This is a genomic window from Streptomyces sp. NPDC019396 (assembly GCF_040632375.1).
In the GTDB taxonomy this organism is placed as follows: Bacteria; Actinomycetota; Actinomycetes; order Streptomycetales; family Streptomycetaceae; genus Streptomyces.
The window spans coordinates 70254-93106 of sequence record NZ_JBEYBS010000005.1 but is presented as its reverse complement, the minus strand read 5'-3'; the positions used below and the strand labels follow the sequence as shown (position 1 = coordinate 93106).

13 protein-coding genes and 1 riboswitch are annotated in these 22853 nt (G+C 70.6%); of the genes, 5 read left to right on the top strand and 8 right to left on the bottom strand.

Annotation, left to right across the window (positions count from 1 at the left end; all coding sequences use genetic code 11):
* Nucleotides 1-65: 65 nt before the first annotated feature.
* The 4 genes from ABZ532_RS07380 to ABZ532_RS07365 all read right to left on the bottom strand — a co-directional run bounded on the left by ABZ532_RS07380 (nucleotide 66) and on the right by ABZ532_RS07365 (nucleotide 5739).
* Nucleotides 66-941, bottom strand: coding sequence for a hypothetical protein (locus ABZ532_RS07380; RefSeq protein ID WP_361280215.1), 876 nt, complete (start codon nucleotides 939-941; stop codon nucleotides 66-68).
* Nucleotides 942-1085: 144 nt separating this feature from the next.
* Nucleotides 1086-2246 (bottom strand): VWA domain-containing protein, encoded by a 1161-nt coding sequence (locus ABZ532_RS07375; protein ID WP_361280464.1) that lies wholly within the window; start codon nucleotides 2244-2246, stop codon nucleotides 1086-1088.
* Nucleotides 2247-2266: 20 nt separating this feature from the next.
* On the bottom strand, nucleotides 2267-4630 hold the full coding sequence (locus ABZ532_RS07370) for a DUF5682 family protein (protein ID WP_361280213.1): 2364 nt from the start codon (nucleotides 4628-4630) through the stop codon (nucleotides 2267-2269).
* Nucleotides 4627-5739, bottom strand: a complete 1113-nt coding sequence (locus ABZ532_RS07365; RefSeq protein ID WP_361280212.1) for an AAA family ATPase — start codon at nucleotides 5737-5739, stop codon at nucleotides 4627-4629. The genes ABZ532_RS07370 and ABZ532_RS07365 overlap by 4 nt, the downstream gene beginning before the upstream one ends.
* A 230-nt stretch (nucleotides 5740-5969) precedes the next feature.
* On the opposite strand from ABZ532_RS07365, the gene ABZ532_RS07360 reads away from it, so the two are divergent.
* Nucleotides 5970-7334, top strand: coding sequence for an SWIM zinc finger family protein (locus ABZ532_RS07360; protein ID WP_361280211.1), 1365 nt, complete (start codon nucleotides 5970-5972; stop codon nucleotides 7332-7334).
* Between the two features lie 167 nt (nucleotides 7335-7501).
* Entirely contained in the window at nucleotides 7502-9136 is a 1635-nt protein-coding gene (locus ABZ532_RS07355; protein WP_361280209.1) for a DUF5691 domain-containing protein, read from the top strand.
* A 145-nt stretch (nucleotides 9137-9281) separates the two neighbouring features.
* Here the strand turns inward: ABZ532_RS07355 and ABZ532_RS07350 are convergent, their stop codons facing one another.
* On the bottom strand, nucleotides 9282-9695 hold the full coding sequence (locus tag ABZ532_RS07350) for a cobalamin B12-binding domain-containing protein (RefSeq protein WP_361280208.1): 414 nt from the start codon (nucleotides 9693-9695) through the stop codon (nucleotides 9282-9284).
* Nucleotides 9696-10068: 373 nt separating this feature from the next.
* On the opposite strand from ABZ532_RS07350, the gene ABZ532_RS07345 reads away from it, so the two are divergent.
* Both ABZ532_RS07345 and ABZ532_RS07340 read left to right on the top strand, forming a co-directional pair.
* Nucleotides 10069-10977 carry an alpha/beta fold hydrolase gene (locus ABZ532_RS07345; RefSeq protein WP_361280207.1) on the top strand — a complete coding sequence of 303 codons (909 nt, stop codon included), beginning with the start codon at nucleotides 10069-10071 and terminating at the stop codon, nucleotides 10975-10977.
* A 227-nt stretch (nucleotides 10978-11204) separates the two neighbouring features.
* Complete coding sequence (locus ABZ532_RS07340) at nucleotides 11205-12758, top strand: M23 family metallopeptidase (RefSeq protein ID WP_361280205.1); 1554 nt, start codon at nucleotides 11205-11207, stop codon at nucleotides 12756-12758.
* A 90-nt stretch (nucleotides 12759-12848) separates the two neighbouring features.
* On the opposite strand, the gene pcrA is transcribed toward ABZ532_RS07340, so the two are convergent.
* Nucleotides 12849-15326 carry a DNA helicase PcrA gene (gene pcrA / locus ABZ532_RS07335; protein ID WP_361280204.1) on the bottom strand — a complete coding sequence of 826 codons (2478 nt, stop codon included), beginning with the start codon at nucleotides 15324-15326 and terminating at the stop codon, nucleotides 12849-12851.
* 231 nt (nucleotides 15327-15557) lie between these two features.
* Nucleotides 15558-15748: riboswitch (cyclic di-AMP (ydaO/yuaA leader) on the top strand.
* Here pcrA and ABZ532_RS07330 point away from each other — a divergent pair.
* Nucleotides 15747-16889 carry an NlpC/P60 family protein gene (locus ABZ532_RS07330; RefSeq protein ID WP_361280202.1) on the top strand — a complete coding sequence of 381 codons (1143 nt, stop codon included), beginning with the start codon at nucleotides 15747-15749 and terminating at the stop codon, nucleotides 16887-16889. (Overlaps the previous riboswitch by 2 nt.)
* A gap of 159 nt (nucleotides 16890-17048) precedes the next feature.
* Here the strand turns inward: ABZ532_RS07330 and ABZ532_RS07325 are convergent, their stop codons facing one another.
* Together ABZ532_RS07325 and ABZ532_RS07320 are read right to left on the bottom strand one after the other, a co-directional pair.
* Nucleotides 17049-17708, bottom strand: a complete 660-nt coding sequence (locus ABZ532_RS07325) for a hypothetical protein (RefSeq protein ID WP_361280200.1) — start codon at nucleotides 17706-17708, stop codon at nucleotides 17049-17051.
* A gap of 10 nt (nucleotides 17709-17718) precedes the next feature.
* On the bottom strand, nucleotides 17719-22434 hold the full coding sequence (locus tag ABZ532_RS07320; protein WP_361280463.1) for a ricin-type beta-trefoil lectin domain protein: 4716 nt from the start codon (nucleotides 22432-22434) through the stop codon (nucleotides 17719-17721).
* Nucleotides 22435-22853: the final 419 nt, after the last annotated feature.

The following is a 22853-nucleotide window of genomic DNA, read 5'->3' as shown; positions in this document are numbered from 1 at the left end:
CCGGGAGTCGGGCAGACCTGCTCCGCCCCCGCGCGGCAGGTCTCAGGCGGGGGGAACGGCCTGCCCTATCCGGGGAATTCGAGGATGTCGCGGTGGCGCTCCCGCGGCCCGGCGCCACCGGCTGGCTGCCGGGATCCGGGTATGCGGGCACACGAAGCGGCCCGTGAGAACCACGCGCCCTTCGGATCGACCACGCGCTGCATGTGCCCGTCACCGGCGGTCTGGAGTACTGCGCTTCCACCGGGCATGGCCGGTGCGTGGCCGGGTGCCGGCGGAAGCCGCCCTTCGCGCCCGCTCAACGCGGCGGCCAGGGGTGCCCGGTGCTGACCCGAGGTCATGTCCGGCGACTGCGGGGAGGGCGCGGTGAGCGCAGCGTCCGCGGCGGCGGGCCCTTCGGGAGTCAGGTGCTGCCCGGGTACGGAAACGGGCAGGGCTGCGGGGATCTGAGCGGGGGCGGCGACAGGGACGGGAACAGCCGTGGGTACGACCTGCCCGGCACCGGGCCATTCCACGGAGGAGGCGGGCATCGGCCGCTCGGGCATGCTCTGAACCGCCGTCTGCACGGCGACGGCCACTGCCTGCCCGAGGGGCTCGGCGAAGTGGTCGCCCACCGGCTCGACGATCCGCTCGGCGACCGGTGCGGCCGCTCGCTTCACGGCCGGCTCGACGGCAGCCGCACCCGCCCCACGTGCCACCGGCTCCCTCACACGCCCAGCCATCGGCTTCACCGGCTCCACCGGATTCACCGGCGCTGCCGTCAGCGTGCCATCGAGCCTGTCCGTCATATCGTCCGCGACGACGCGCTCCAGCGAGCTCTCGGCGCCCGTCCGTTCCGCCGCCTGCGCCGCGCCACCGAGGACAAGCCCCAGCACCAGCAGTCCGGCGACGAACAGCAACACCTGTACCGCGCGCACCGCGTGCCGCCGAACCGCGACGCGCACACGGCGCACGGCGGCTGGGGGCACTAGGGGCAGTGCAGCGGTCAACGACAAAGCGGCAGGCCTTCTCTGGTAGCGGAGGATGCTCCTCCGGTGGCGATGGGCATGATGCTCGCATGGGACTCAGGGGGTCGCGCAAGTCCCTTGTTACTGATGAGTCGCCATGTCCGGTATGGGCAGCGGCCTCTTCTCGATCGCGGCGGCCATGACCTCCGGGAACAGATCGGGGGTGCAGGCGAAGGCCGGTGCGCCAAGAGCTGCCAGTGCCGCCGCGTGTTCCCGGTCGTACGCGGGTGCGCCTTCGTCGGAGAGCGCGAGCAGGGCGACGAACTGCACCCCGGATGCCTTCATCGCCGCCACCCGCTTGAGCATCTCGTCCCGTATGCCACCTTCGTAGAGGTCGCTGATCAGGACGACGACGGTGTCCGCAGGCCGGGTGATCTGCGACTGGCAATAGGCCAGCGCGCGATTGATGTCGGTGCCGCCGCCGAGCTGGGTGCCGAACAGCACGTCGACCGGGTCGGCCAGCTGGTCCGTCAGATCCACGACCGCCGTGTCGAAGACGACAAGCCGGGTCGCGATCGAACGCATCGACGCGAGCACCGCGCCGAACACCGAGGCGTACACCACGGACGCCGCCATCGAACCGGACTGGTCGATGCACAGCACGACATCCTTCTTCACCGACTGCGCCGCGCGTCCGTAGCCGATGAGCCGCTCGGGGATGACCGTGCGGTGCTCCGGCAGGTAGTTCTTCAGGTTCGCCCGGATCGTGCGGTCCCAGTCGATGTCCCTGTGGCGCGGCCGGTTGACACGGGCGCTGCGGTCCAGCGCACCGGTGACGGTCGCACGGGTGCGGGTGGTCAGCCGCTTCTCCAGGTCCTCGACGACCTTGCGCACCACTGCCCGGGCGGTTTCCTTCGTCGTCTCGGGCATGGCCTTGTTGAGGGAGAGCAGCGTGCCGACGAGATGCACATCGGCCTCCACCGCCTCCAGCATCTCGGGTTCCAGCAGCAGGGTGCTGAGGCCGAGCCGGTCGATCGCGTCACGCTGCATGACCTGGACGACGGAGCTCGGGAAGTACGTACGGATGTCCCCGAGCCAGCGCGCCACATTGGGGGCCGAGCCGTCGAGACCGGCCGAACGCTTGCCGGTGCCGCGCTCCTGGCGGTTCCCCCTGCCGTAGAGGGCGCCCAGCGCCGCGTCCATGCCGACGTCCGTACCGCCCAGGGTGCAGCCGGTGCCGTCGGCCGCCCCGCCGCCGAGCACGAGCCGCCAGCGCCTGAGCCGCTCGTCGCCGGCCGCCATCGCGCCGACTGCTGCCGTGGTCATACGTGTTCCCCCTCCAGGATCAGCCTCAGTACGGGCAGCACGGAATCGGCCCGTGCCTCGTCGATTCCGGCGCCGAAACCGGGCACGCCGGACTCCCCTGCGGCCGGCGCCGTGCCCGTCGCCGCCGGTCCGCGGCGCACCAGTTCGCCGAGGGTGCGCCTGACACCGGGCTCATACGCCGAGAACGTGCGCCGCAGCAGCGGCAGTACGTCCGTGAACGCGTCGCCGGGGACGGACACCAGCCAGGCGTCGACCAGTCCGAGCAGCCGCTCGTCGTGGACGAGGAGCATGCCCCCGCCGGCCGTGCCGCCGACGAAGCCCTCGATCCAGGCGGCGGCGTCGGCGGGCGGGGTGCCGGGCGAGAGGGCGAGGCCCATCAGCCGTGCCGCTTCGTCCTCTTCGAGACGGCCGTCGTCCAGCAGCAGCCGTGCCGCGCGCCCCCGAATCACCCCGGGCACGGTGTCGCGCACCGCCAGCCTGCGCAGCACCTCCGTCCAGCGGGCGCTCAGCTCCTCACTCTCCGGCAGCAGGCCGACAGCTGTGTGGACACCGTCGAGGTGGCCGCGCATCTCGGCGGCGCCGTCCGCGTCGAGTCCCACGCAGGCGGGCGGCAGACCGACGCATATCCGCTCGGCGAGACCGGTCGCCACCTCCCCGAGCGCAGCCGTGTCGGTAGACCGCACATCCCCGTAGCGCAGGGAGCGGGCGAGCGCGGGAAGGGCCTGGGCGAGATGACCCACATCCGCGTCCAGCGCAGCCCGGTCCGCGAGTGCCTTCATCACCACCGGGAGGGCATCGGGCAGCTCGGCCAGGAGACAGCGCTCGGCCAGGGCGGTCACTTCGGCGAGCGCGGTCACCGAAGCGGCCTCCGACTCCGCACGGGCGGTGGCCGCGGCGAGCACCGTGGTCCCCCAGATCCCCGCCTCGGCGACCTTGACGAACAACTCGGGCTCCCAGCGCAGCCGCCAGGTCTCCCGGAAGGTGCCGGTGGAGCCCCGGCCGGCCGCAGTGGCGCCCCAGTCGACGCTCAGGAGCCGCAGCCGGTGCAGCAGCCGGCTGCGGCCGGAATCGGTCTCCTTGCGCAGATCGAGCTCCAGCTCCCGCTCCAGCAGCTCGGGTTTGAGCCGCAGGCTGCGCTGGAGGCGGGCCAGGTCGCGCTGGAGCGGGACGGCGGGTGCGGACTCCGGGACCTCACCCAGCACATCACCGATGATCAGCCGGTCCTGGACGAGCTCCAGGGGCACTTCGGAGCCGTCGCACATCACGGCCCGTATCGCGTCGGTCGTCTCGCTCAGCCCGGCGAGCGGGCGGCCCCGCATCGCGGCCAGGGTGCCGGCGAGCCGTACGGCCTCGATGACATGCGCCGACGACACGAACCGGTCCTCGTCCCTGAGCAGTCCCGCGACCTTGGTCATCCAGCGCTCGACAGGACGGTCCGGGGCGCCGAACAGGTGCGCGTACCAGCCGGGTGAGTCGATTCCCGCGCCGTAGCCCGTGCGGCGGGCGAGCCTGCGGTGGGTCCAGGGCACCCAGGTGGTCTCCGTCTTCACCTTGGGCAGGCCCTTCAGCAGGGCGCGGTCCGCGGTGACCGTGGACTTCGCGGTGAGTGCGGGGACATGCCAGGCGCCGCAGACGACGGCGACCTCATGACCGAACTCCTTGCGTGCCACGTACAGCTGGACCCGCATATGGGCCTCGCGCACGAGGTCGCGGTCACGCCCGCCGTGTCCGTACTCCTCGCGCAGGGCGGCCATGGCCTCCCCGAGCACCGCGAACGGCGCGAACGGGTCGGCCACGGCGCTCCCACCGCGGTGCTCGATCACGTCCTCCCACCAGCGCTCCGGGTCGTCGTACCCGGCGGCATCGGCGAGCACCGCCAGTGGATCGATCCGCAGCGCCGCCTCATCCGTGCTGCCCGGTTGGGCTTCGTCCTCGTCGCCCCAGGTGGGGTCCGAGGCAGCGGCCAGCGAATGGGCCGCGGGCAGGTCGATGAAGCGGACCGGCACCTCGTGCGCCAGGGCCCAGCGGATGGCGACCCACTCCGGTGAGAACGCGGCCATCGGCCAGAAGGCGGCGCGTCCCGGATCGTCCACGGCATGGGCGAGCAGGGCGACGGGCGGGACCATGGACTCGTCGGCGGCGAGCGGCAGGAGGGCGTCACCCTCCGGCGGTCCCTCGATCAGCACCGCGCGGGGCATGGCGGCGTCGAGCGCCGTCTGCACCGCCCGCGCCGAACCCGGCCCGTGGTGCCGCACCCCCAGCACCAGGGGCTCTCGCCCCTGCCACCGCTTCTCCCCTCCAGGAGCGGTGGCAGAGGCGGCTCCGGCGCCGTGCCCGGCCGTGGTGACGGCTGTCGTCATGCGCTCACCTCGCGGCAGGCACGGTAGAAGTCCTTCCAGCCGTCCCTTTCACGTACGACCGTCTCCAGATACTCCTGCCAGATGACACGGTCCGCCGCGGGATCGCGGACCACCGCTCCGAGAATGCCCGCCGCCACATCGCCGGACCGCAGCACTCCGTCTCCGAAGTGGGAGGCGAGTGCGAGGCCGCTGGTGACAACGGAGATCGCCTCGGCCGTGGAGAGCGTCCCCGAAGGCGACTTGAGCTTGGTACGGCCGTCGGCGGTTACCCCGTCGCGCAGTTCACGGAACACCGTGACGACACGGCGGATCTCCTCGATGCCCTCCGGCACGGCAGGCAGATCGAGCGAGCGCCCTATCTGGTCGACGCGCCGGGAGACGATGCCGACCTCGTCGTCCGCGGTGGCGGGCAGCGGCAGCACCACGGTGTTGAAGCGGCGGCGCAGCGCACTCGACAGGTCATTGACGCCGCGGTCCCGGTCGTTGGCCGTGGCGATGAGGTTGAAACCACCGACCGCCTGGACCTCCTGCCCCAGCTCGGGGATGGGCAGGGTCTTCTCCGAAAGGATCGTGATGAGCGTGTCCTGAACGTCCGCGGGAATGCGGGTGAGCTCCTCGACCCGGGCGGTCATGCCCTCGGACATGGCCCGCATCACGGGGCTGGGCACGAGCGCGTCCCGGCTCGGACCTTGGGCGAGCAGCTGGGCGTAGTTCCACCCGTAGCGGATGGCTTCCTCCGGTGTGCCCGCCGTGCCCTGGACCAGCAGGGTGGAGTCTCCGCTGACGGCCGCAGCGAGATGCTCGGAGACCCAGGTCTTGGCGGTGCCGGGCACACCGAGCAGCAGCAGCGCGCGGTCGGTGGCGAGTGTGGTGACGGCCACCTCGACGATCCGGCGCGGTCCCACGTACTTCGGCGTGATCACGGTCCCATCGGGCAGGGTGCCGCCGAGCAGATACGTGGCCACGGCCCACGGCGACAGCCGCCAGCGGGCCGGCCGCGGCCGGTCGTCGGCCGCGGCGAGGGCCTTGAGCTCGTCGGCGAAGGCGTCTTCGGCATGTGGCCGCAGGACTGCGGTATCTGCCTCGGCACGGTTTTCGGGCATGGACATGTATCCCCCTCCAGATCGTTCGACCGGATGTGATTCCACCGTGCACCACGCCACTGACAATCGGGCCGCTTCCGCGGACCACGGCCGAAGTCGGCAGTGTGCTGAGCGCGTTGGCGCGTGAGGAGCGGGACGGGATGCGGTAGCCGGGACTCTTGTCGCCACGGGCCTTACCGGGCCGGAGAATCCGCTTGTCAGCCCGATTGTCAGTGGGGCGCCGTAGCGTCTTTGCCATGAATCAGCAGGGGGTGCGCTGGACGGCTGAGCAGGTGCTGGCTCTGTCTCCTGACGCGACGTCACGCAAGGCGGGAAGCAAACTCGGCACGGCCGGGCCGTGGTCGGGCACGGGCTGCGGCGCGTCCGGCGCCGTCTGGGGTCTGTGCAGGGGAAGCGGCAGCAAGCCGTATCAGACGATCGTCGATGTCGGGGGCGCCACAGGGCCCGCGTACAAGTGCAGTTGCCCGAGCCGCAAGTTTCCGTGCAAGCACGCGCTGGGGCTGCTGCTGCTCTGGGCGGGAGACGAGGCCGCGGTCGCGGACGGGGAGGTGCCGGACTGGGCCGGCGAGTGGCTGTCGGGGCGGCGCAAGCGCGCCGCGCAGAAACAGGAGCAGGGCACGGACGGCGGGCAGTCCACGCAGCCCGCCGACCCGGAGGCCGCACGCCGCCGGGCCGACCGCCGGGCAGCCCGGATCACCGCGGGGACGACGGAGCTGGAGCAGCGGCTGGCCGACGTGCTGCGGGGCGGGCTGGCGCCCGCCGAGCAGGCCGGATACGGGCTGTGGGAGGAGACGGCCGCCCGCATGGTCGACGCCCAGGCGCCCGGACTCGCCGCACGGGTACGCGAGTTGGGAGCCGTTCCGGCCTCCGGACCGGGCTGGCCGGTGCGGTTGCTCGAGGAGTGCTCGCTGATCCACCTGCTCGACCGGGCCTGGCTGGAGCGTGAGCGGCTTCCGGAACCGCTGGCGGCGACCGTGCGCACCAGGGTCGGGCTGAACACTCCGCCGGAAGGCCCCGCAGTCAGGGACGACTGGCTGGTGCTCGCCCAGTACGACACCTCAGACGGCAAGATCACCACCCGCCGCATATGGCTGCACGGCCGGAAGACCGGCCGCCCGGCGCTGCTCCTCGCCTACGGTGCCGCCGGAAGGGCCCCCCAGCTGGCACTGCCGGTGGGGCTGATGATCGACGCCGAGCTGATGCCGTACGGGGGTGCGGGACAGCTGCGCGCCGACATCGGCCGGCAGTTCGGGTCCCCGGCCCCGATCACCGCTCGCCCAACGGGAAGCACCGTGGTGGAAGGGCTTTCCGCCTACGGGACGGCCCTGAGCCAGGATCCCTGGTTGGACTCCTGGCCGTGCACGCTGTCCGACGTTGTCCCGGTGCCGGGAGACGAGGGCTGGCAGCTGTCCGATGCCGACGGCCGCTCAGCGCTGCCCATCACCGCGACCGCGCTGTCCCGCCCCGCACTGTGGAGGCTCGCCGCGCTGTCAGGTGGCGGCCCCGTCACGGTCTTCGGCGAACTCGGCCACCGGGGCTTCGCGCCGCTGGCCGCCTGGTCGGAAGAGACCGCCGAGACGGTCTCACTCACGGGCGCGTGAGCTGAGTGGGGACTCTCCGAAGCCAGGGGCACGGGTGCCCGCTCGGGCCTGCCCGTGACGCGTCGGGGTTCCTCGGCAGGAGGCCTAGCGGAGAGCCGGGCCACAGGCACCGACCGTACGCCCCCTGGTCCAAACGCCGACTCGTATGACGCACCACGGAGGACCCGATGACCGGCACCACCCGCACCACGGACTGGGAAGAGCTCGTCACCTCGGCTCTTCTCGGCACCGATCGGCGGACCCCGCCCGCCGCCGTACTGACCGGCAAAGACGCAGCGACGGCGCTACTGGACGTGGCGGCGCTGCACACCGTGCGGCGCCGGGCCGGGCTGACACCGGCCGTGGCACGGCCGCTTCCGGAGCCCGCACCACAGGATTCCCGGCCCCCGCTGCCCGAGGCCGCCCGGCGGCGGCTCACCGGGCTGCTGGCCGATCGCGCGGCGCACACGGGCTCCGGAGGCCGTCGCGGTGCGGCCCCGGACCTGACGGAGCTGCTGCCGCAATGGCTGGCCGCCGCCAATGAGAAGGGGTATCGCGCACCCGCTGCCACGCTGCCCGCACTGCTCGAGGCGGCGCGCGCCCGCACCGATCTGCGCCCTGCGGCACTGCGCTTCGCCGGAGCGCGCGGGTTGTGGCTCGCCCGGCTGAACAGCGACTGGAAGTTCGCGCTGCGTGGGGCATGGGGATCCGCCGCGGCGAGCGGCCCAGGGGGAGGCGCCGCGTTGCCGGCGCCGGACGACGCGATCGGCGTGCGGAAGCTGTGGGACGAGGGCCTCTTCGCGGAACGCGTGGCCGTCCTCACTTCCGTACGGGCCCACGATCCCGCGGCGGCACTCGCCCTGCTGTCCGGGACCTGGTCGACCGAGCGGGCCGAGGACCGCCTGATGTTCCTGGACTCACTGCGCACGGGTCTGTCCGACGCGGACGAGCCCTTCCTGGAGCTGGCGCTGTCCGACCGGAGCCGCAATGTCCGGACCACCGCTGCCGAGCTGCTGTCGGGGCTACCGCACTCCGCGCTCGCCGGGCGGATGGCCGAGCGGGCGGCCACCTGCATAGCCCTGGACCGGTCCGGGAGCACGGCCACGATCGCCGTCGAGGCACCGCACGAATGCGATGCGGCGATGCAGCGCGACGGTATCGCGCCCATACCCCCTTCGGGCCGCGGTGAACGATCATGGTGGCTCGGGCAGTTGGTCGAGTCCGCTCCGCTGACGATCTGGCCGGGCCGGCTCGGGGGACGTAGGCCCGAGGAGATCGTGGCTCTGCCCGTCACCGACGGCTGGGGCGATGAGCTGCACGCGGCCTGGTGCCGAGCGGCGGTGCGCCAGCAGGACCCGCAATGGTCCCGCGCGCTCCTCGGCGCACCCGCCGCACCGCCGGCGAGCGGCCCCGGCACCTCGTCCCTGGCGGAGCGGGCGAAGCTCCTGGCGGCCCTGTCGGAGCGGGAGCGTGCCGACTGGGTCGCGGCATTCATATCCGCGCACGGCCTGTCGGAGGCGTTCCAGCTGCTCGGTGTCTGCGCGGTGCCCTGGGCCGAGCCGCTGGGCCGCGCTGTGGTGGACGCACTCGACATCGCCCGCGACGCGGGCAGCTACCCCTGGAGCTTCAGCGGAGTGATGGGCCTCGCCGAACGCTGCCTGGATCCCGGGGAAGCGGCCCGCCTGGATCTGCTGACGGCCACACCGGACGAACCGGAAGGGGCGTCCCCGGGGGCGGGAGGCTACTGGTCGGAGGCCTTCCAGCGCCTGGTCTCCACCCTGCGGCTGCGGGCGGTGATGCACGCCGAGCTGGCTCCGGAATAGCCCTGCTCCGGGTCACCAGGCTGCCCGGCACCGGCCGTGGATCCGTACGGCGCGGGGCATGCGGACGAGCGGACGCGGCGAGGGCAGGGAGCCCGGCCACGCCCTCGATGGCGGGTGGCTGTCGGCAGCCGGCCCTCGGCAGGAGTCAGGCGTCGGCCGGCTGGCGGACGTTCGCGTTGACCCATTCGACGATGGAGGACGTCGTGGCACCCGGAGTGAAGATCGCAGCCACGCCCTTCTCCTTGAGCGGGGGGATGTCCTCCTCCGGGATGATGCCGCCGCCGAAGACCTTGATGTCCTCGGCGTCCCGGTCCTTCAGCAGCTCAAGGACCTTGGCGAAGAGCGTGTTGTGGGCGCCGGACAGGATGGACAGGCCGATCGCGTCGGCGTCCTCCTGGATCGCGGTGTCCACGATCTGTTCCGGGGTCTGGTGAAGCCCGGTGTAGATGACCTCCATACCGGCATCGCGCAGCGCTCGTGCGATCACCTTCGCGCCGCGATCGTGGCCGTCGAGACCAGGCTTGGCCACCACCACGCGGATCGGACCGGTCACACCCATCACTGCCTCCACATCCCGGCTGTGCCGCCATCGGCACGAACCCCGCGCCCCGCACCGGACAGCACCGGGGAGGTGAACGAACGTTATCTACAGCATCCCGCAACCGCTCGTTTCACGGTGGACAGCGAGGGGGAAATCACACGTGGGACATATTCGCCACGCGCCGCACCCGGGCCCGTACCGGTCGGTCCGCAGTCGTCCGCGGCCGGGCCACACACGTCAGGGGCCGGGAGAGCGCGCCAGGGGAGCCGTCAGAGGACCGCCGCAGTGCCGTGCCGCAGCCGCGTGCCGGGGTGAGGCGGCGCGTCGGCATCCCCACGAGGGCATACGGGGGACGGAGCCGTCGACCCGTGCGCCATTCGGGAGGTCGGCCATGGGGTTGCTGCCGCTCTTGCGCTTCGGACAATTCCGGCTGCCCGTGGCGCTGCTGCGCGCCACCGCCCTTGAGCTGGCGATCCTCGCGGGGCACCTCGTGCTGTACCCGTCGGGCATCAGCCAGGAGCGGCCGGGCCGCCCCGGGCGCGGGAGCCCCGGCGGCTCCGGGGACCCCGATCGCCCCGGCACGGTCGAGTCCGGACGCGCCGCGCAGGAGACAAGTGCGCTGCCCACGTCGGCCGCCACCGCATTCCCCCCGGCCGTCCTCCTCCACGGCTTCATCGACAACCGTTCCGTGTTCGTCCTTCTGCGCCGCCACCTCGCCCGTCAGGGGCGGCGGCCCATCGAGTCGCTCAACTACTCACCGCTGACCTGTGACATACGCAGTGCCGCCGAGCTGCTGGGCCGCCATGTCGAGGAGGTCTGCACCCGCACCGGCCGGCCCGAGGTGGATATCGTCGGACACAGCCTCGGAGGGCTGATCGCCCGCTATTACGTCCAGCGGCTCGGCGGCGACCGCCGGGTCCGCACGCTGGTCACCCTCGGCACCCCCCATTCGGGCACGAGTGTCGTCCCGCTCGCGAGCGCTCACCCCCTCGTGCGCCAGATGCGCCCCGGCTCCGATGTGGTGGAGGAACTGAGACTGCCCGCTCCCGGCTGCCGCACGCGCTTCGTCAGTTTCTGGAGCGACCTCGACCAGCTGATGGTGCCGCTCGAAACGGCCTGCATCGACCACCCTGATCTACAGGTGCGGAACATACGCGTCAGCGGTATCGGCCATCTCGCCCTCCCTGTGCACCCGGCCGTCGCGGCGATCATCCGCGAGGTGCTCGAGCCGTCGGAGAGGGGCACGGCGCCGGAGGCGGAAGCGGCATCGGCAGCATCCGGGGTGGTGTCCGTGGCCTGAGGCCCGGCACCCCAACGGCCTTCGAACAATCATCGAACGTAAGGCCAAAGCTCTTCCTGTACCTCGTCGAAAGACAGCCGAATGCCCGTTTCCCGCCCACCCAAAACCAACGGAAGATTGTCGGCGTCGCATACTGCCGGGTACAGTCGCGCCCACTGCGTTCCTCGGGTCCCCCGCCGCGGGTGACTCCGGATCCTGGTCCTGCTGCCGAGGCGAGAGAGAAGTTGGTGAACGACCAGCACCCCGACGCCGGGTATGACTCCTACGCCGCCGGCAGCTTCGACACCGACCCGCTCTTCGGCGCCCTTCCCGGCAGCTACGCCTACGACACAGCGGCCACCGATAGCACCGACCAGTACGACGCGACGCAGTGGCAGTCGGCGACGACGGCGTACGACAGCTACGCCTCCGCCGAGGGACACCAGCAGCAGTACGACACCACCGGCCAGTGGGACGCCAACGCCTGGAACCAGACGGGGCAGTTCGAGACCGCCGCGGCCGCCTTCGCCCATGACGCGACAGGCCAGTGGCCCGCGGCGGGCGGGTACAGCACCCCGGCCTATGAAACCGGTACATACGACGCGACCGCTTGGAACTCGGGCACGGACACCGGCTCCGGCCTGGGTGCCGAACAGGCCGCCGACGCCTACCGGACCCAGGTCCAGGCCCAGACGCAGTACCTCGAGTACAGCGAGTACGCGGCGCATACCGACTACGCGGCGCACGCCGAGCCCGCTCGATACACCGAGCACGCCGATTACACCGCGGAGAACGAATACGCCGCGGACAGCGAGTACGCCGAGCACACCGGCTACTACGCCGAGCCCGTGACACCGCCCGAACAGTTCTCCCCCGAGGACGAGTTCCCGGCAGGGGCCGACCATCCCGCGGCCGGACCCGACACCGATGACCCCGCCCCGGAAGCCGACGACCAGAGCTTCGAGGGCTACGACGAGGCCGAGTTCATTGCCGCGGCCAGGACGATGGCCGCCCCGGCGGTGTCCATCCCTGCGCCCCGCCCCGTCCGCCGCGGTGGCACCCGTGGCCGCCGCCGCACCCCGGCCAAGCGTTCCGCCATGCTCACCGTGGCAGTCCCCTCCGCCTGCGTCATGGGTGTCGCCGGCGTGGCAGCGGCATCGGTGGGCGGTCTCTCCGGAGGCGAGGAGAGCAGCGGCAAGACCACCGTCGCGGCTGCCGATCCGACATCGGTGCAGTCGGTGCCGGCCAACTCCAAGCTCGATACCCAGCTCGCCGCGCTGAGCGCCGACGCCCGCGACTTCGGCGACCGCGCCAGCCGCACCCAGGAGCGAATCGACCTCAAGGCGCGCCAGGAGGCGGACCGCAAGAAGCGCGAGGCGGAAGCCGCCCGCCGCGAGGCGCTGCGCCCGAAGTTCGCCCTGCCCGTCAGCCAGCACGGGCTCAGCGCCTACTTCGGTCAGGCGGGCGTCAACTGGATGTCCATGCACACCGGCATCGACTTCCCCGTCTCCTACGGGACGCAGGTGAAGGCCGCCACCGATGGCACGGTGCGCACCCAGTGGAACAGCGCCTACGGCAACATGGCGATCGTCACGGCCGCTGACGGCACGGAGACCTGGTACTGCCACCTCAGCAGCACCAAGATCCGCTCAGGATCGGTCAAAGCCGGTGACGTCATCGCCTTCTCCGGCAACTCGGGCAATTCCACCGGCCCGCATCTGCACTTCGAGGTACGTCCGGGCGGCGGTTCCGCGATAAACCCGCTGTCGTGGCTGCGCGGCCACGGTCTCGACCCGACCTGATCCGGCACAGACGTAGGCGGACGTACGACGCCCCGCGCTCCGCCTCCGCCCCTTCGGGGTGCGGCTTTCACCGCACCCCGGCCCCTCTCGCTACAGCTTCTCGACCGGCGCGTACCGCAGTAGCAGCCGCTTCGGTTTGGTGTCCCCGAAGTCGATCGTCGCCTGGGCGTCCGCGCCCAGTCCCGTCACCGCCATCACCGTGCCGAGACCGAACTGGTCGTGTGTCACCCGGTCTCCGACCGCCAGCGCGATGACGGGCTTGTCAGCCGCCCGCCTGGTCGCGAATCCAGAGGGGCCGGAACGCGACCGGGACGAGGAGAGCGAGGAGGTGATCCCGGAGACCGGACCCGCCGGGGCGGCCATCGGTCCCGTCCGCTTCCATTCCAGATGCGCGTCCGGGATCTCCTCCAGAAAACGGGACGGCGGGTTGTACGAGGGCTGGCCCCAGGCGCTGCGCATCGACGAGCGGGTCAGATAGAGCCGCTCACGGGCTCGGGTGATCCCCACATACGCCAGCCGCCGCTCCTCCTCCAGCTCCTTGGCCTGGCCGAGCGCCCGCATGTGCGGGAAGACCCCGTCCTCCATGCCGGTGAGGAACACGACGGGGAACTCCAGGCCCTTCGCCGTGTGCAGCGTCATGAGGGTGATGACTCCGCTGCCCTCCTCGTCCTCGTCCGGGATCTGGTCGGAGTCCGCGACGAGTGCGACCTGCTCCAGGAACTCGGCGAGCGTGCCGGAACCCTCGTCGGCCCCCCGCTCCTGCTCGAATTCGAGGGCGACCGCCGCGAGCTCCTGGAGGTTCTCGATACGGGTCTCGTCCTGCGGGTCGGTGGATGCCTGGAGCTCGGCCAGGTATCCGGTGCGCTCCAGCACCGCCTCGAGGACGGTGGCGGGGCCCGCGCCCGATTCGACGATCGTGCGCAGCTCCTCCATCAGCGTGTTGAAGCGCTTCACGGCATTGGCCGAACGGGCCGCCATGCCGTACGCCTCGTCCACGCGCCGCAACGCCTGCGGGAAGGTGATCTTCTCGCGCAGCGCGAGGGCGTCGATCATCGCCTCGGCGCGCTCGCCGATACCGCGCTTGGGGACGTTGAGGATACGGCGCAGCGGGACGTTGTCCTCGGGGTTGGCGAGGACCCGCAGATAGGCGAGGACGTCCCGGACTTCCTTGCGCTCGTAGAAGCGCACTCCTCCGACGACCTTGTAGGGCAGGCCGACGCGGATGAAGATCTCCTCGAAGACACGGGACTGGGCGTTGGTCCGGTAGAAGACGGCGACATCGCCCGCCTTGGCCTCGCCCGCGTCGGTCAGCCGGTCGATCTCGTCGGCGACGAACTGCGCCTCGTCGTGCTCGGTGTCCGCGACATAGCCGGTGATCTGCGCTCCGGCGCCGGCGTTCGTCCAGAGGTTCTTGGGACGACGGCTCTCGTTGCGCTCGATGACGGCGTTGGCGGCGGAGAGGATCGTCTGGGTGGAGCGGTAGTTCTGCTCCAGCAGGATCGTGGTGGCGTCCGGATAGTCCTCCTCGAACTGGAGGATGTTGCGGATCGTGGCGCCGCGGAAGGCGTAGATCGACTGGTCGGCGTCACCGACGACGCACAGCTCGGCGGCCGGCAGGTCCTCGTATCCCTCGCCGACCAGCTCGCGCACCAGGGTGTACTGGGCGTGGTTGGTGTCCTGGTACTCGTCCACCAGGACGTGCCGGAAGCGGCGCCGGTAGTGCTCGGCCACGTCCGGGAACGCCTGGAGCAGATGAACGGTGGTCATGATGATGTCGTCGAAGTCCAGGGCGTTGGCCTCGCGCAGCCGCGCCTGGTACATCCGGTACGCCTCGGCCAGCGTCTTCTCGAAGCCTCCCCCGGAGCCTCCGGCCTGGGAGGTGCCCCCGGCCACCTGATCGGCGAAGGCCTCCTCGTCGATCAGCTCGTTCTTGAGGTTCGAGATCTTGGCGCTGAACGACTTCGGCGGGAACTTCTTCGGGTCGAGGTCGAGATCGCGGCACACCAGGGCCATCAGCCGCTTCGAGTCGGCGGCGTCGTAGATCGAGAACGACGAGGTGAAGCCGAGCTTCTTGCTCTCGCGGCGCAGGATGCGGACGCAGGCACTGTGGAAGGTGGAGACCCACATCGCGTTGGCACGGGGGCCGACGAGCTGCTCGACCCGCTCCTTCATCTCGCCCGCGGCCTTGTTGGTGAAGGTGATGGCCAGTATCTGCCCTGGGTGGACATTGCGGGTCGCCAGCAGGTGGGCGATCCGGTGGGTCAGCACCCGCGTCTTTCCGGAACCCGCTCCGGCCACGATGAGCAGCGGCGAGCCGGTGTGGGCGACGGCGGCGCCCTGCTGTTCGTTCAGGCCTTCCAGCAGCGCGACGGGGTCCACGGCCGGGCGCGGCACACCACTGCGGTAGTACTCGTCCCTGGTCGGAGGCACGTCGAAGCGACCCCCGAAGAGGTCGTGCGGGACGTCCTCGGCGGGGGCGTGCTCGTCGGGCTCCGGAGGCGGGGGCTCCTCCGAGGCTGCAGAGCGCTGGAGGCCGGCCAGGAAGCTGTCGTCAAAGAGGCTGCTCATCGCTCTACGAGTCTAGGCCGCCGCACTGACAGCCCGCCGCCGCCTTCGCCTGAATCACGCGTCGCGATCACGCCAATCCAGCTCGTCACATTCCGTGAAGTCGCGGCCACGACACGCCAAGGTAACGGAAATGTATCGGACATAATGCGCACCGACCTTCACACGAGCGCCACAGTTTGGCTAGCGTGCTCGCCAAGGCAGCCCGTACCCCCGCGGCGACCAACGCCAATCGGGCAGCTCGCGCCGAATCCGACCATTCCGCAAGGAAGGTGAGGAACCGGGGACCCAACTCTTTTGTGCCCACCGGCACAAGAGGGGCCCCACCGGGGTGAATCGGGCCACGTTCAGCAAGGCCCGTAGGACAACCTTCCGTTCCGTCCGAACCCGACAGCTAACCCGGTAGGCGGCAAACGGAAGGAGATGCCTGCCTTGGCATCGCATCGCAAGGCGCGTGCCCTTACGGGTACACGTACGAAGAATCCCGCCGTCGGGTTCACGACGGCAGCCATCGCGGGCGTCACCCTGCTGTCCACGCAGAGCGCCCGGGCCGAACCGCAGCCCAGTGTCGAAGAGGTCCAGAAGAAGGTCGACGACCTCTATCGCCAGGCCGGAACCGCGACCCAGCAGTACGACCGCGCCAAAGAGGAAACGACGCAGCAGCGCCGCGAGGTGGACCAGCTCCTCGACAACGCCGCGGAGCGCACGGAGTCCCTGAACGAAGCCCGTCGCGCACTCGGCTCGTACGCCGCCGCCCAGTACCGCACCGGAACGGTCACACCGACCGCCGCGCTGCTCCTCGCGGACAGCCCGCAGGAGTACTTCGACCAGACGCGCCTGATGGACCGGCTGTCCGAAGAACAGCGTGAAGCCGTCACCGACTTCGAGGAGCAGCGGTCTGCGGCAGCGGAGCAGCGCGTGGAGGCGACCAGGAGCCTGGAGAAGCTCAGCGACTCACAGGCATCGCTGCGCACCACCAAGGAGACGGTGCAGCGCAAGCTCGCCGAGGCACGGGAGCTGCTGTCGAAGCTGACGGCGGAGGAGAAGGCACGGCTCGCGGAACTGGAGCGTCAGCGGGAGCAAGAGGCACACCGCAAGGCGGAGGCGAAGGCCAGGGCCGAGGCAGAGGCCAGAGCGGAGGCCGAGGCCCAACGCCGGGCACAGCAGGAGCAGCAGGGCACGGGGACCGGCGCGGGCACCTCCGCCGGCTCGTACGCCGCCAAGGCGCAGCAGGTGCTGTCCTTCGCCCGCAGCCAGATCGGCAAGCCCTACGTCTGGGGCGCGACCGGACCCAGCTCCTACGACTGCTCCGGCCTCACCCAGGCCGCTTGGCGCGCGGCCGGTGTCGATCTGCCCCGCACCACCTGGGACCAGGTCGAGGTGGGACAGCGGGTCGCGGCGAAGGACCTCGTCCCCGGCGACCTCGTGTTCTTCTACGACGACATCAGCCACGTCGGGATCTACATCGGCAACGGGCAGATGATCCACGCCCCGAAGCCGGGCGCGAACGTCCGCGAGGAATCGATCTACTACATGCCGATCTACGGGAGCGTGCGCCCGGCCTGAGCGGGATCCGGCCCGGCACGGCGTTCCCCGGCACGGCGAGCGGCGCCGCGGCCCCGTCGATCGGGGTGACCTGGCCGCTGCGTGCGGGCCGAACGCATGAGCGCGAAGAACCCCGCCAGGGACGACCTGGCGGGGTTCGGCTTCACCGGGCTGCCGGGATCACTCCCTGTTCAAGGCAGCTCGCAGACAGGCGATCAGATCGCCGGTCGGCACCTCGGTCCACGTGGCCCCGGGCACCCCCACGCGCATGACCTCATGGCGCTCCTCGTCCAGCTCGTGCACCAGGACCTGACGGCTCGTTCCGTCCAACGGATCCACCCGCAGCCGGACGGCCCCGTGCGAGACAGTCGGGAACATGTTCCGCAGCACGTCATCCGCATGGAGGCGACGCAGAAGGTTCCACTGTCCTCGGTGGGAATCGGACGACAGGAGGTCGGACCACTGCGAGGAAGTGGGCTCCCCGCTGTCGAGCGCCCTGGCGAACTCGTCGAGCTCCATGAACGTGAACCTCGCCGCCAGTTCTTCGAGCGGCACACCCTCCCGCCATGCGGCGACCGCCTCCGCGAGCAATCCGAGATCGTCCGTCGAGCCGAGCTGCCAGGTGAACCCGGGAATGTGGACGCGCATCCGGAACAGTCGCTCATCGGCCACGGGATCGACTGACACGACCCCCCTCGCCGTCTCGACGCTGATCGCGTCGACGTCCCAGGGTGAGAGCCCGATGTCGCATCCGCGCAGTTCCGCTGCCTCCTTCATGGCTGGTCCAAGGCCACCCGACGCGGTCACGTCCGGGTACAGGTCCTTCTGATCGGTTCCCATACTCGATTCCTCAGCAGTGGCAGGATCCGATGACCGAACCCTTCACGGGGCCAAGATCTCCCTTCAGCACCGAAAGGTCCGGCATGTCCGTCGGGGGATCCAGCTTCATGGCTCCTCCTGGACCCGACGGGGAGTAGAACTTGATCGAGCTCCACGGGCGCTGACCGTTGATGACGGCCCTCGCGATCATGGACATCTCGTAGTCCGTGGCATGTCCGGCCTCACCGGCGTTCAGGCCGCGCTGGGCGGCCTTCATGAAGCCACCGAGTTCGTTCAGTCCCGTCATGTTGACGTGGAGCGCCACGTTCGGGTCGGCGATGGCCATTTCCGCGATCCGGGCGAAGTCCCTCGGGGACGCGTTGGAGAAGGTCTGGAACTTGTTCTCGGGAAGCCCGGCCCATTCGTCGAGCTTCCCCTTATTCTGCCACCCCAAGGCCACCTTGCAGTTGTGCACGAGAACGTCGTCGGGGCGCTCTCCCGTCGTGCGCACGAAGAACGTGTGCAGGTCGTCGACGGTGAGGTCGTAGACCGTGCGCGGAGCCAGGCCCGAGCGGTCGTGGAGTGCCGTCACCGGACGGACGGAGCCGTCCGGGGTGCGCAGGCGATCACCGACGCGCAGGTCGGAGACCAGCGTCCACCCGCGATCCGCCACGTAGAACTTGTGGCCGGCGGTGCTGGCGAGCTTCCCCCCGTCGGCAACGGTGATGTCCACCAGTCGCTGGGTGTCGTGCTTGAAGGTGTCGGTGACCTGCCGGGCCCGCAGCCGGCCGGAAGCCGGGTCCGTGGCCCTGACGAGGTCGCCCACGCCGACCTGGCTGATGGGCCGGTGTGAGCCGTCCGCCATCAGCACCTGGGTGGTGCCGGGGAAGCTGTTCGTCTTGCAGGCGGTGTACAGGTCCTCGTAGGCGTTGATGGTGCTGTTGAGCTTGGCGATGGTCCCGGGGTCGAGGTCGAGGACCTTGAGCGCGTGGAACGCATCACGGACTCCGACGCCGGTCTTCATGGCGGCGTCCAGGGCCCGGATCCCTTCGAAGACCTTGCCGAACGCCTTGCCGGGGATGAAGTTGCTCAGCGCCCAGGCGCAGCCGCTGGCGCTGCCGTGCCAGCAGTCGACGAAGTCCTGGACCAGGACCGCCTTGATGACCTGGTAGGCCAGGGTCATCTCGATGAGTTCCAGTTTCGAGAAGTACCGGGTGACTTCCTGCTTCATCCCTGGGATGCGCTTGCTCTCGATGAGCAGGGTGTCCTGGCGCGGGCAGGCCCTGCCACTGGCCATCGCGTCGGGGTTGGCGCAGAGGAAGAAGTCGACCACGGCGCTGAAGGTGACCGTGAACGTGGTGGTGCAGCCTTCGAACCCGACGGTGATCACGCAGGGGTTGTGCTGTTTGGCGTCGGTGATCTCGATGGTGTCTTCGTTGACGACGTACCAGGTGCCGCCGACTCCGGTGCCGGCGCCGGTCGAGATCTGCTTGTTCGCGGCGTTGCGGGCCGCTTCCTCCACTGCCTTCTGGGCCTGCTGGGCGTACTTGAGTGCGTCCTTGGCGGCCTGTTCGGCTTCGGTGGCGGCTGCGTCGGCGCGGGTGGCGGCGGCGCGGGCGTCCTTGGCGGCCTGCTCGGCCGCGGCTGCGGCCTCGCGTGCGGCCTGGGCGTCGAGTGCGGCCTGGTCGGCGGACTCCCGGGCTTCCTTGGCGTAGCCCTCGGCGCGTCCGGCCGCCTGGTCGGCGGCAGCCGCGTCCGCGGTCGCCTGGCGGTCGTACTCCACCGTGCGGGCAAGTGACGCCGATGCTGCCGACGCTGCCTTTGCGGCATCGGCCGCGTAGCCCAGGGCCTCCTTGGAGTAGGTGCGGGCGTTCGCGGCGTGGCCGGCGGCGTTGGCCGCGTACTGGTAGGCGATCTTCGCATCGCCCGTGGCCTGGTCGGCGAGGTTCTTCGCGGCTGCGGCCTCGGCCAGCGCGTTCTTGGCGTGGGCGTCGGCGACGGCCCTCTGCTGGTCGGCGATCGACTTCGACGCCTGCCCCGTCAGCACGACCAGACTGGCCGCGGAGTCACTGGTGACATACGGGGACCCGCGCTGGATCGCGTCGTTGGCGGGCTTGGCGACCTGGGCGGCGGCGTTGCCCGCGTCGACCGCGGCCTGCGCGGTGACATGGGCGAAGCCCGCGGCCTTCGCCGAAGCCTCCAGTGCCTTGACGGCCTCCTTGCTCGCCGCGTCCGCCTCGGACTTGGCGGTCTTCGCCAGCTTCTCCGCCTCGTCGGCGAGCGCGACGGCCGTCTTTGCCTCCGCCATCGCGTGCTGGGAGGCGTCGATGGCATCGGCCACGGCGCTGGTCGCGGTCTTCACCGCGGCGTCGGCGCGCAGCTTGGCGGCCTGGGCGGCGTCCGCGTTCGAACGCGCCCGCTTGGCCGCCGCCTCGGCGCGGGTGGCCGCGGCGTCCGCCTCGGCCGCCGCCTGGGACGCGGCATCCGCCGCCGTACGGGCCCGGCCGGCAGCCGCTTCGGCGTCATCCGCGTACCCGTCCGCGGCGTTGGCCGCCGCCCGGGACTCCTGCGCGCTGGAGTCGGACTCATGAGCCTCGGCGAACGCCTCCTTGGCGTCGGCCTTGGCCCGGGCGGAGTCCGCCTTCTGCGCCGCGTCCCACGCGTCCTCGTTCAGATCGCGGGCGTTGTCACGGGCCTTGACCGCGTCGTTCTTCCGCGCGACCGCGGTCGACTCGGCGGCCTCCGCCTTCTCCTTGGCGTCCTGCGCGTTCGCCGCCTCGGCCTGCGCGGTCTTCTTGTGCTGGTTGGCTTCGGCCTGCTTGGCAGCGGCGGTCTCCTTCTCCGCCTTGGCCGTCTTCTCCTCGGCCTCGGCCGCAAGCCGCTTGGCGTGCGCGTCAGCAGCCGCCGCCTTCGCGTCCGCCTCCGCCTTCAGCGCGACGACAAGCTTCGCCTCCGCCGTCTCCTTGTCCTTCTTCGCGTTGTCCCGGTGCAGCTTCGCCGCATCCGCCGCCGCCTTCGCCTGCAACTCGGCCTTGTGCGCGGCCTCCTTACGGAACTCCGCATTGACCTGCGCGGCCTGCGCCAAAGCCCGCTGCGCGATCGTGTCGCTGTCACTCGCCGAAGCACGGGTGGCCGCCTCAGCGGTCTCACCCGCCTTCACCATCGCCGTCAACGCGGCCACGATACCCTTGGTGACCTGCGCCTTCTGCTGACCCACCAGCAGACCACGACCCCGCGGCGCACCCGCCGCATCCGCGATCCCGTACGCCGCCTGCTCGGCCGCGTCCGACGCGGTGCCCGACTTCTTGGCGCTCTCCAACTGCACCTTCAGCGCGGCCAGCTGCTTCTTCGCCGCCGCCTGCGTGTCAGTGACACCCTTCTTCGCCTTGTCGAACTGCGCCTTGTCCGGATAGGACAGACTGTCCGTGCCCTTGTGACCCGTCGGCTTGATCAGGAACTTCTGCGCACTGGCGTCCTTGCAGTCCCACAGCCGCGCGTCCGTGCTCTTCGTGAACGCGCTCAGATCCAGGCACTTGCCCGTGGACACACTCTTCAGCGGCGAGGAGGCGCGGACATCGCCCTTCCACGACTGGCCCTTGGACTTGTAGCAGTCCGAGATCTGGATCTTCGTGCCGTTCGCCGACGCGTTCCCCGCCACGTCCAGGCACTTCTGCGAGCCGACATTACGGAGGTGGAGGTCGTCCTCGCTGCCCTCGATCGTCCACTGCTGCGCGGCACCGCCGTTGCAGGTGTAGATCTGAACCGCCGTGCCGTTGGTCTTGCCGCCGCCCTGGACGTCCAGGCAGCTGCCCTTGGCACCGGGTACCTCGATCGCCACATAGCTGTCGCCGATCCAGCCCACGCCGCCCGCGGACCAGTAGTCCTGCCAGCGGGCCAGACGGTCGGCGATCCAGGAGTGGCCCAGCAGGTCACCCAGCGTCTTCGCACCTGCGGCCAGGGACTTGGTGGCGTCCTTGTTGGCGGTCAGGATCTGGTTGCGCTGGATCGCCTGGGAGGCGACCTCCTTCTGCCACTCCTGCCCGGCCGTGACCGACAGGTCACCCAGGACCTTGTTCGGATCCATGGGGTCACGCCACGCGCACGACGCGAACCGTGTCTTCAGGTCCTCCACCGCGACCCGGTACTCGGCCGTGCCCGGCTGCGGCGCCGTGCGGGGGAAGCCGCCTGAGCCGAGGAAGATCCGGGCGTTGTCCGCCCCCGTCGGCTCCAGGGACCAAGCAGTCAGATGCTCGAACCCGTCGTGCTCGGAAAGGTCCCGGTTCCAGTTGGGGTTGCCGGCGGCCACCGGGTCCTTGCCGTACAGCGGCCCGCCGAGGTCCTTGACGGCCTTCACCGTCGCCTCGTCAGCCCTCGGCGTGGGGTCCACGTAGAAGTCGGATTCGCTCTTCCAGAACCGGTCGGCGACCCACTTCGTCAGACCGGTCTGACTGTAGAAGTCCTGCTGGCCGTCGCCAGGTGACCCCGGAGGCCAGTGGAACCCTGCCACCGTGAACCCGGCGGGAGTCTCCAGCCCGTCCAGCGGCTTCTGCCAGGTGCCCCGCTGCGCGTGGAGGACATCCAGCTCCTTGTCCGCGGCGTCACGGTCCTTCTCGAACGCCTGGGCGAGCGGGGTGTCCTCCCAGTGCTGGCGGTTGGCCAGCTCATGCAGCTTCTCCTGCGACTGGTTGAGACCGTCCTGCGCGGTCGCGGACATCGACGTGCCGCCCAGGCGCAGTACGTCGGACATCAGACACTGGTCCTGCCGCAGCTCCTCCGAGGGAGTCTCCACGTACCAGTCGTAGTCGTTGCCCACCGTGGTCATGCGCGGTTCGGCGTTGCCGCTGACCGCGTCCGGCCGCACGGCCAGACCGCCGAGAACGGCCAGCGCGGCCGCGGATGTGATGGCGGTGGTGAGAGTGGTGGATGAGCGTGATCTGGGGCTGAACAACCCCGGTCTGAATCGCAAAAGGGGCATCCTTCACAGCGAGCGTGGGCAGGCGGGGGTGGCCGCCGGAAGAGAGAGCGGTGGCGTGGCGCCAAGCGCTGGTCAGCCGGCCGTCCCGGCGTGGAGACGGGAGCAATGGATGGTCGCGCCGACCGCTGCGGTACGCACCGTGAGCCGCTGCCAATGCCGAAGCTGCTGATGCCGATATGGCGGCATGAACG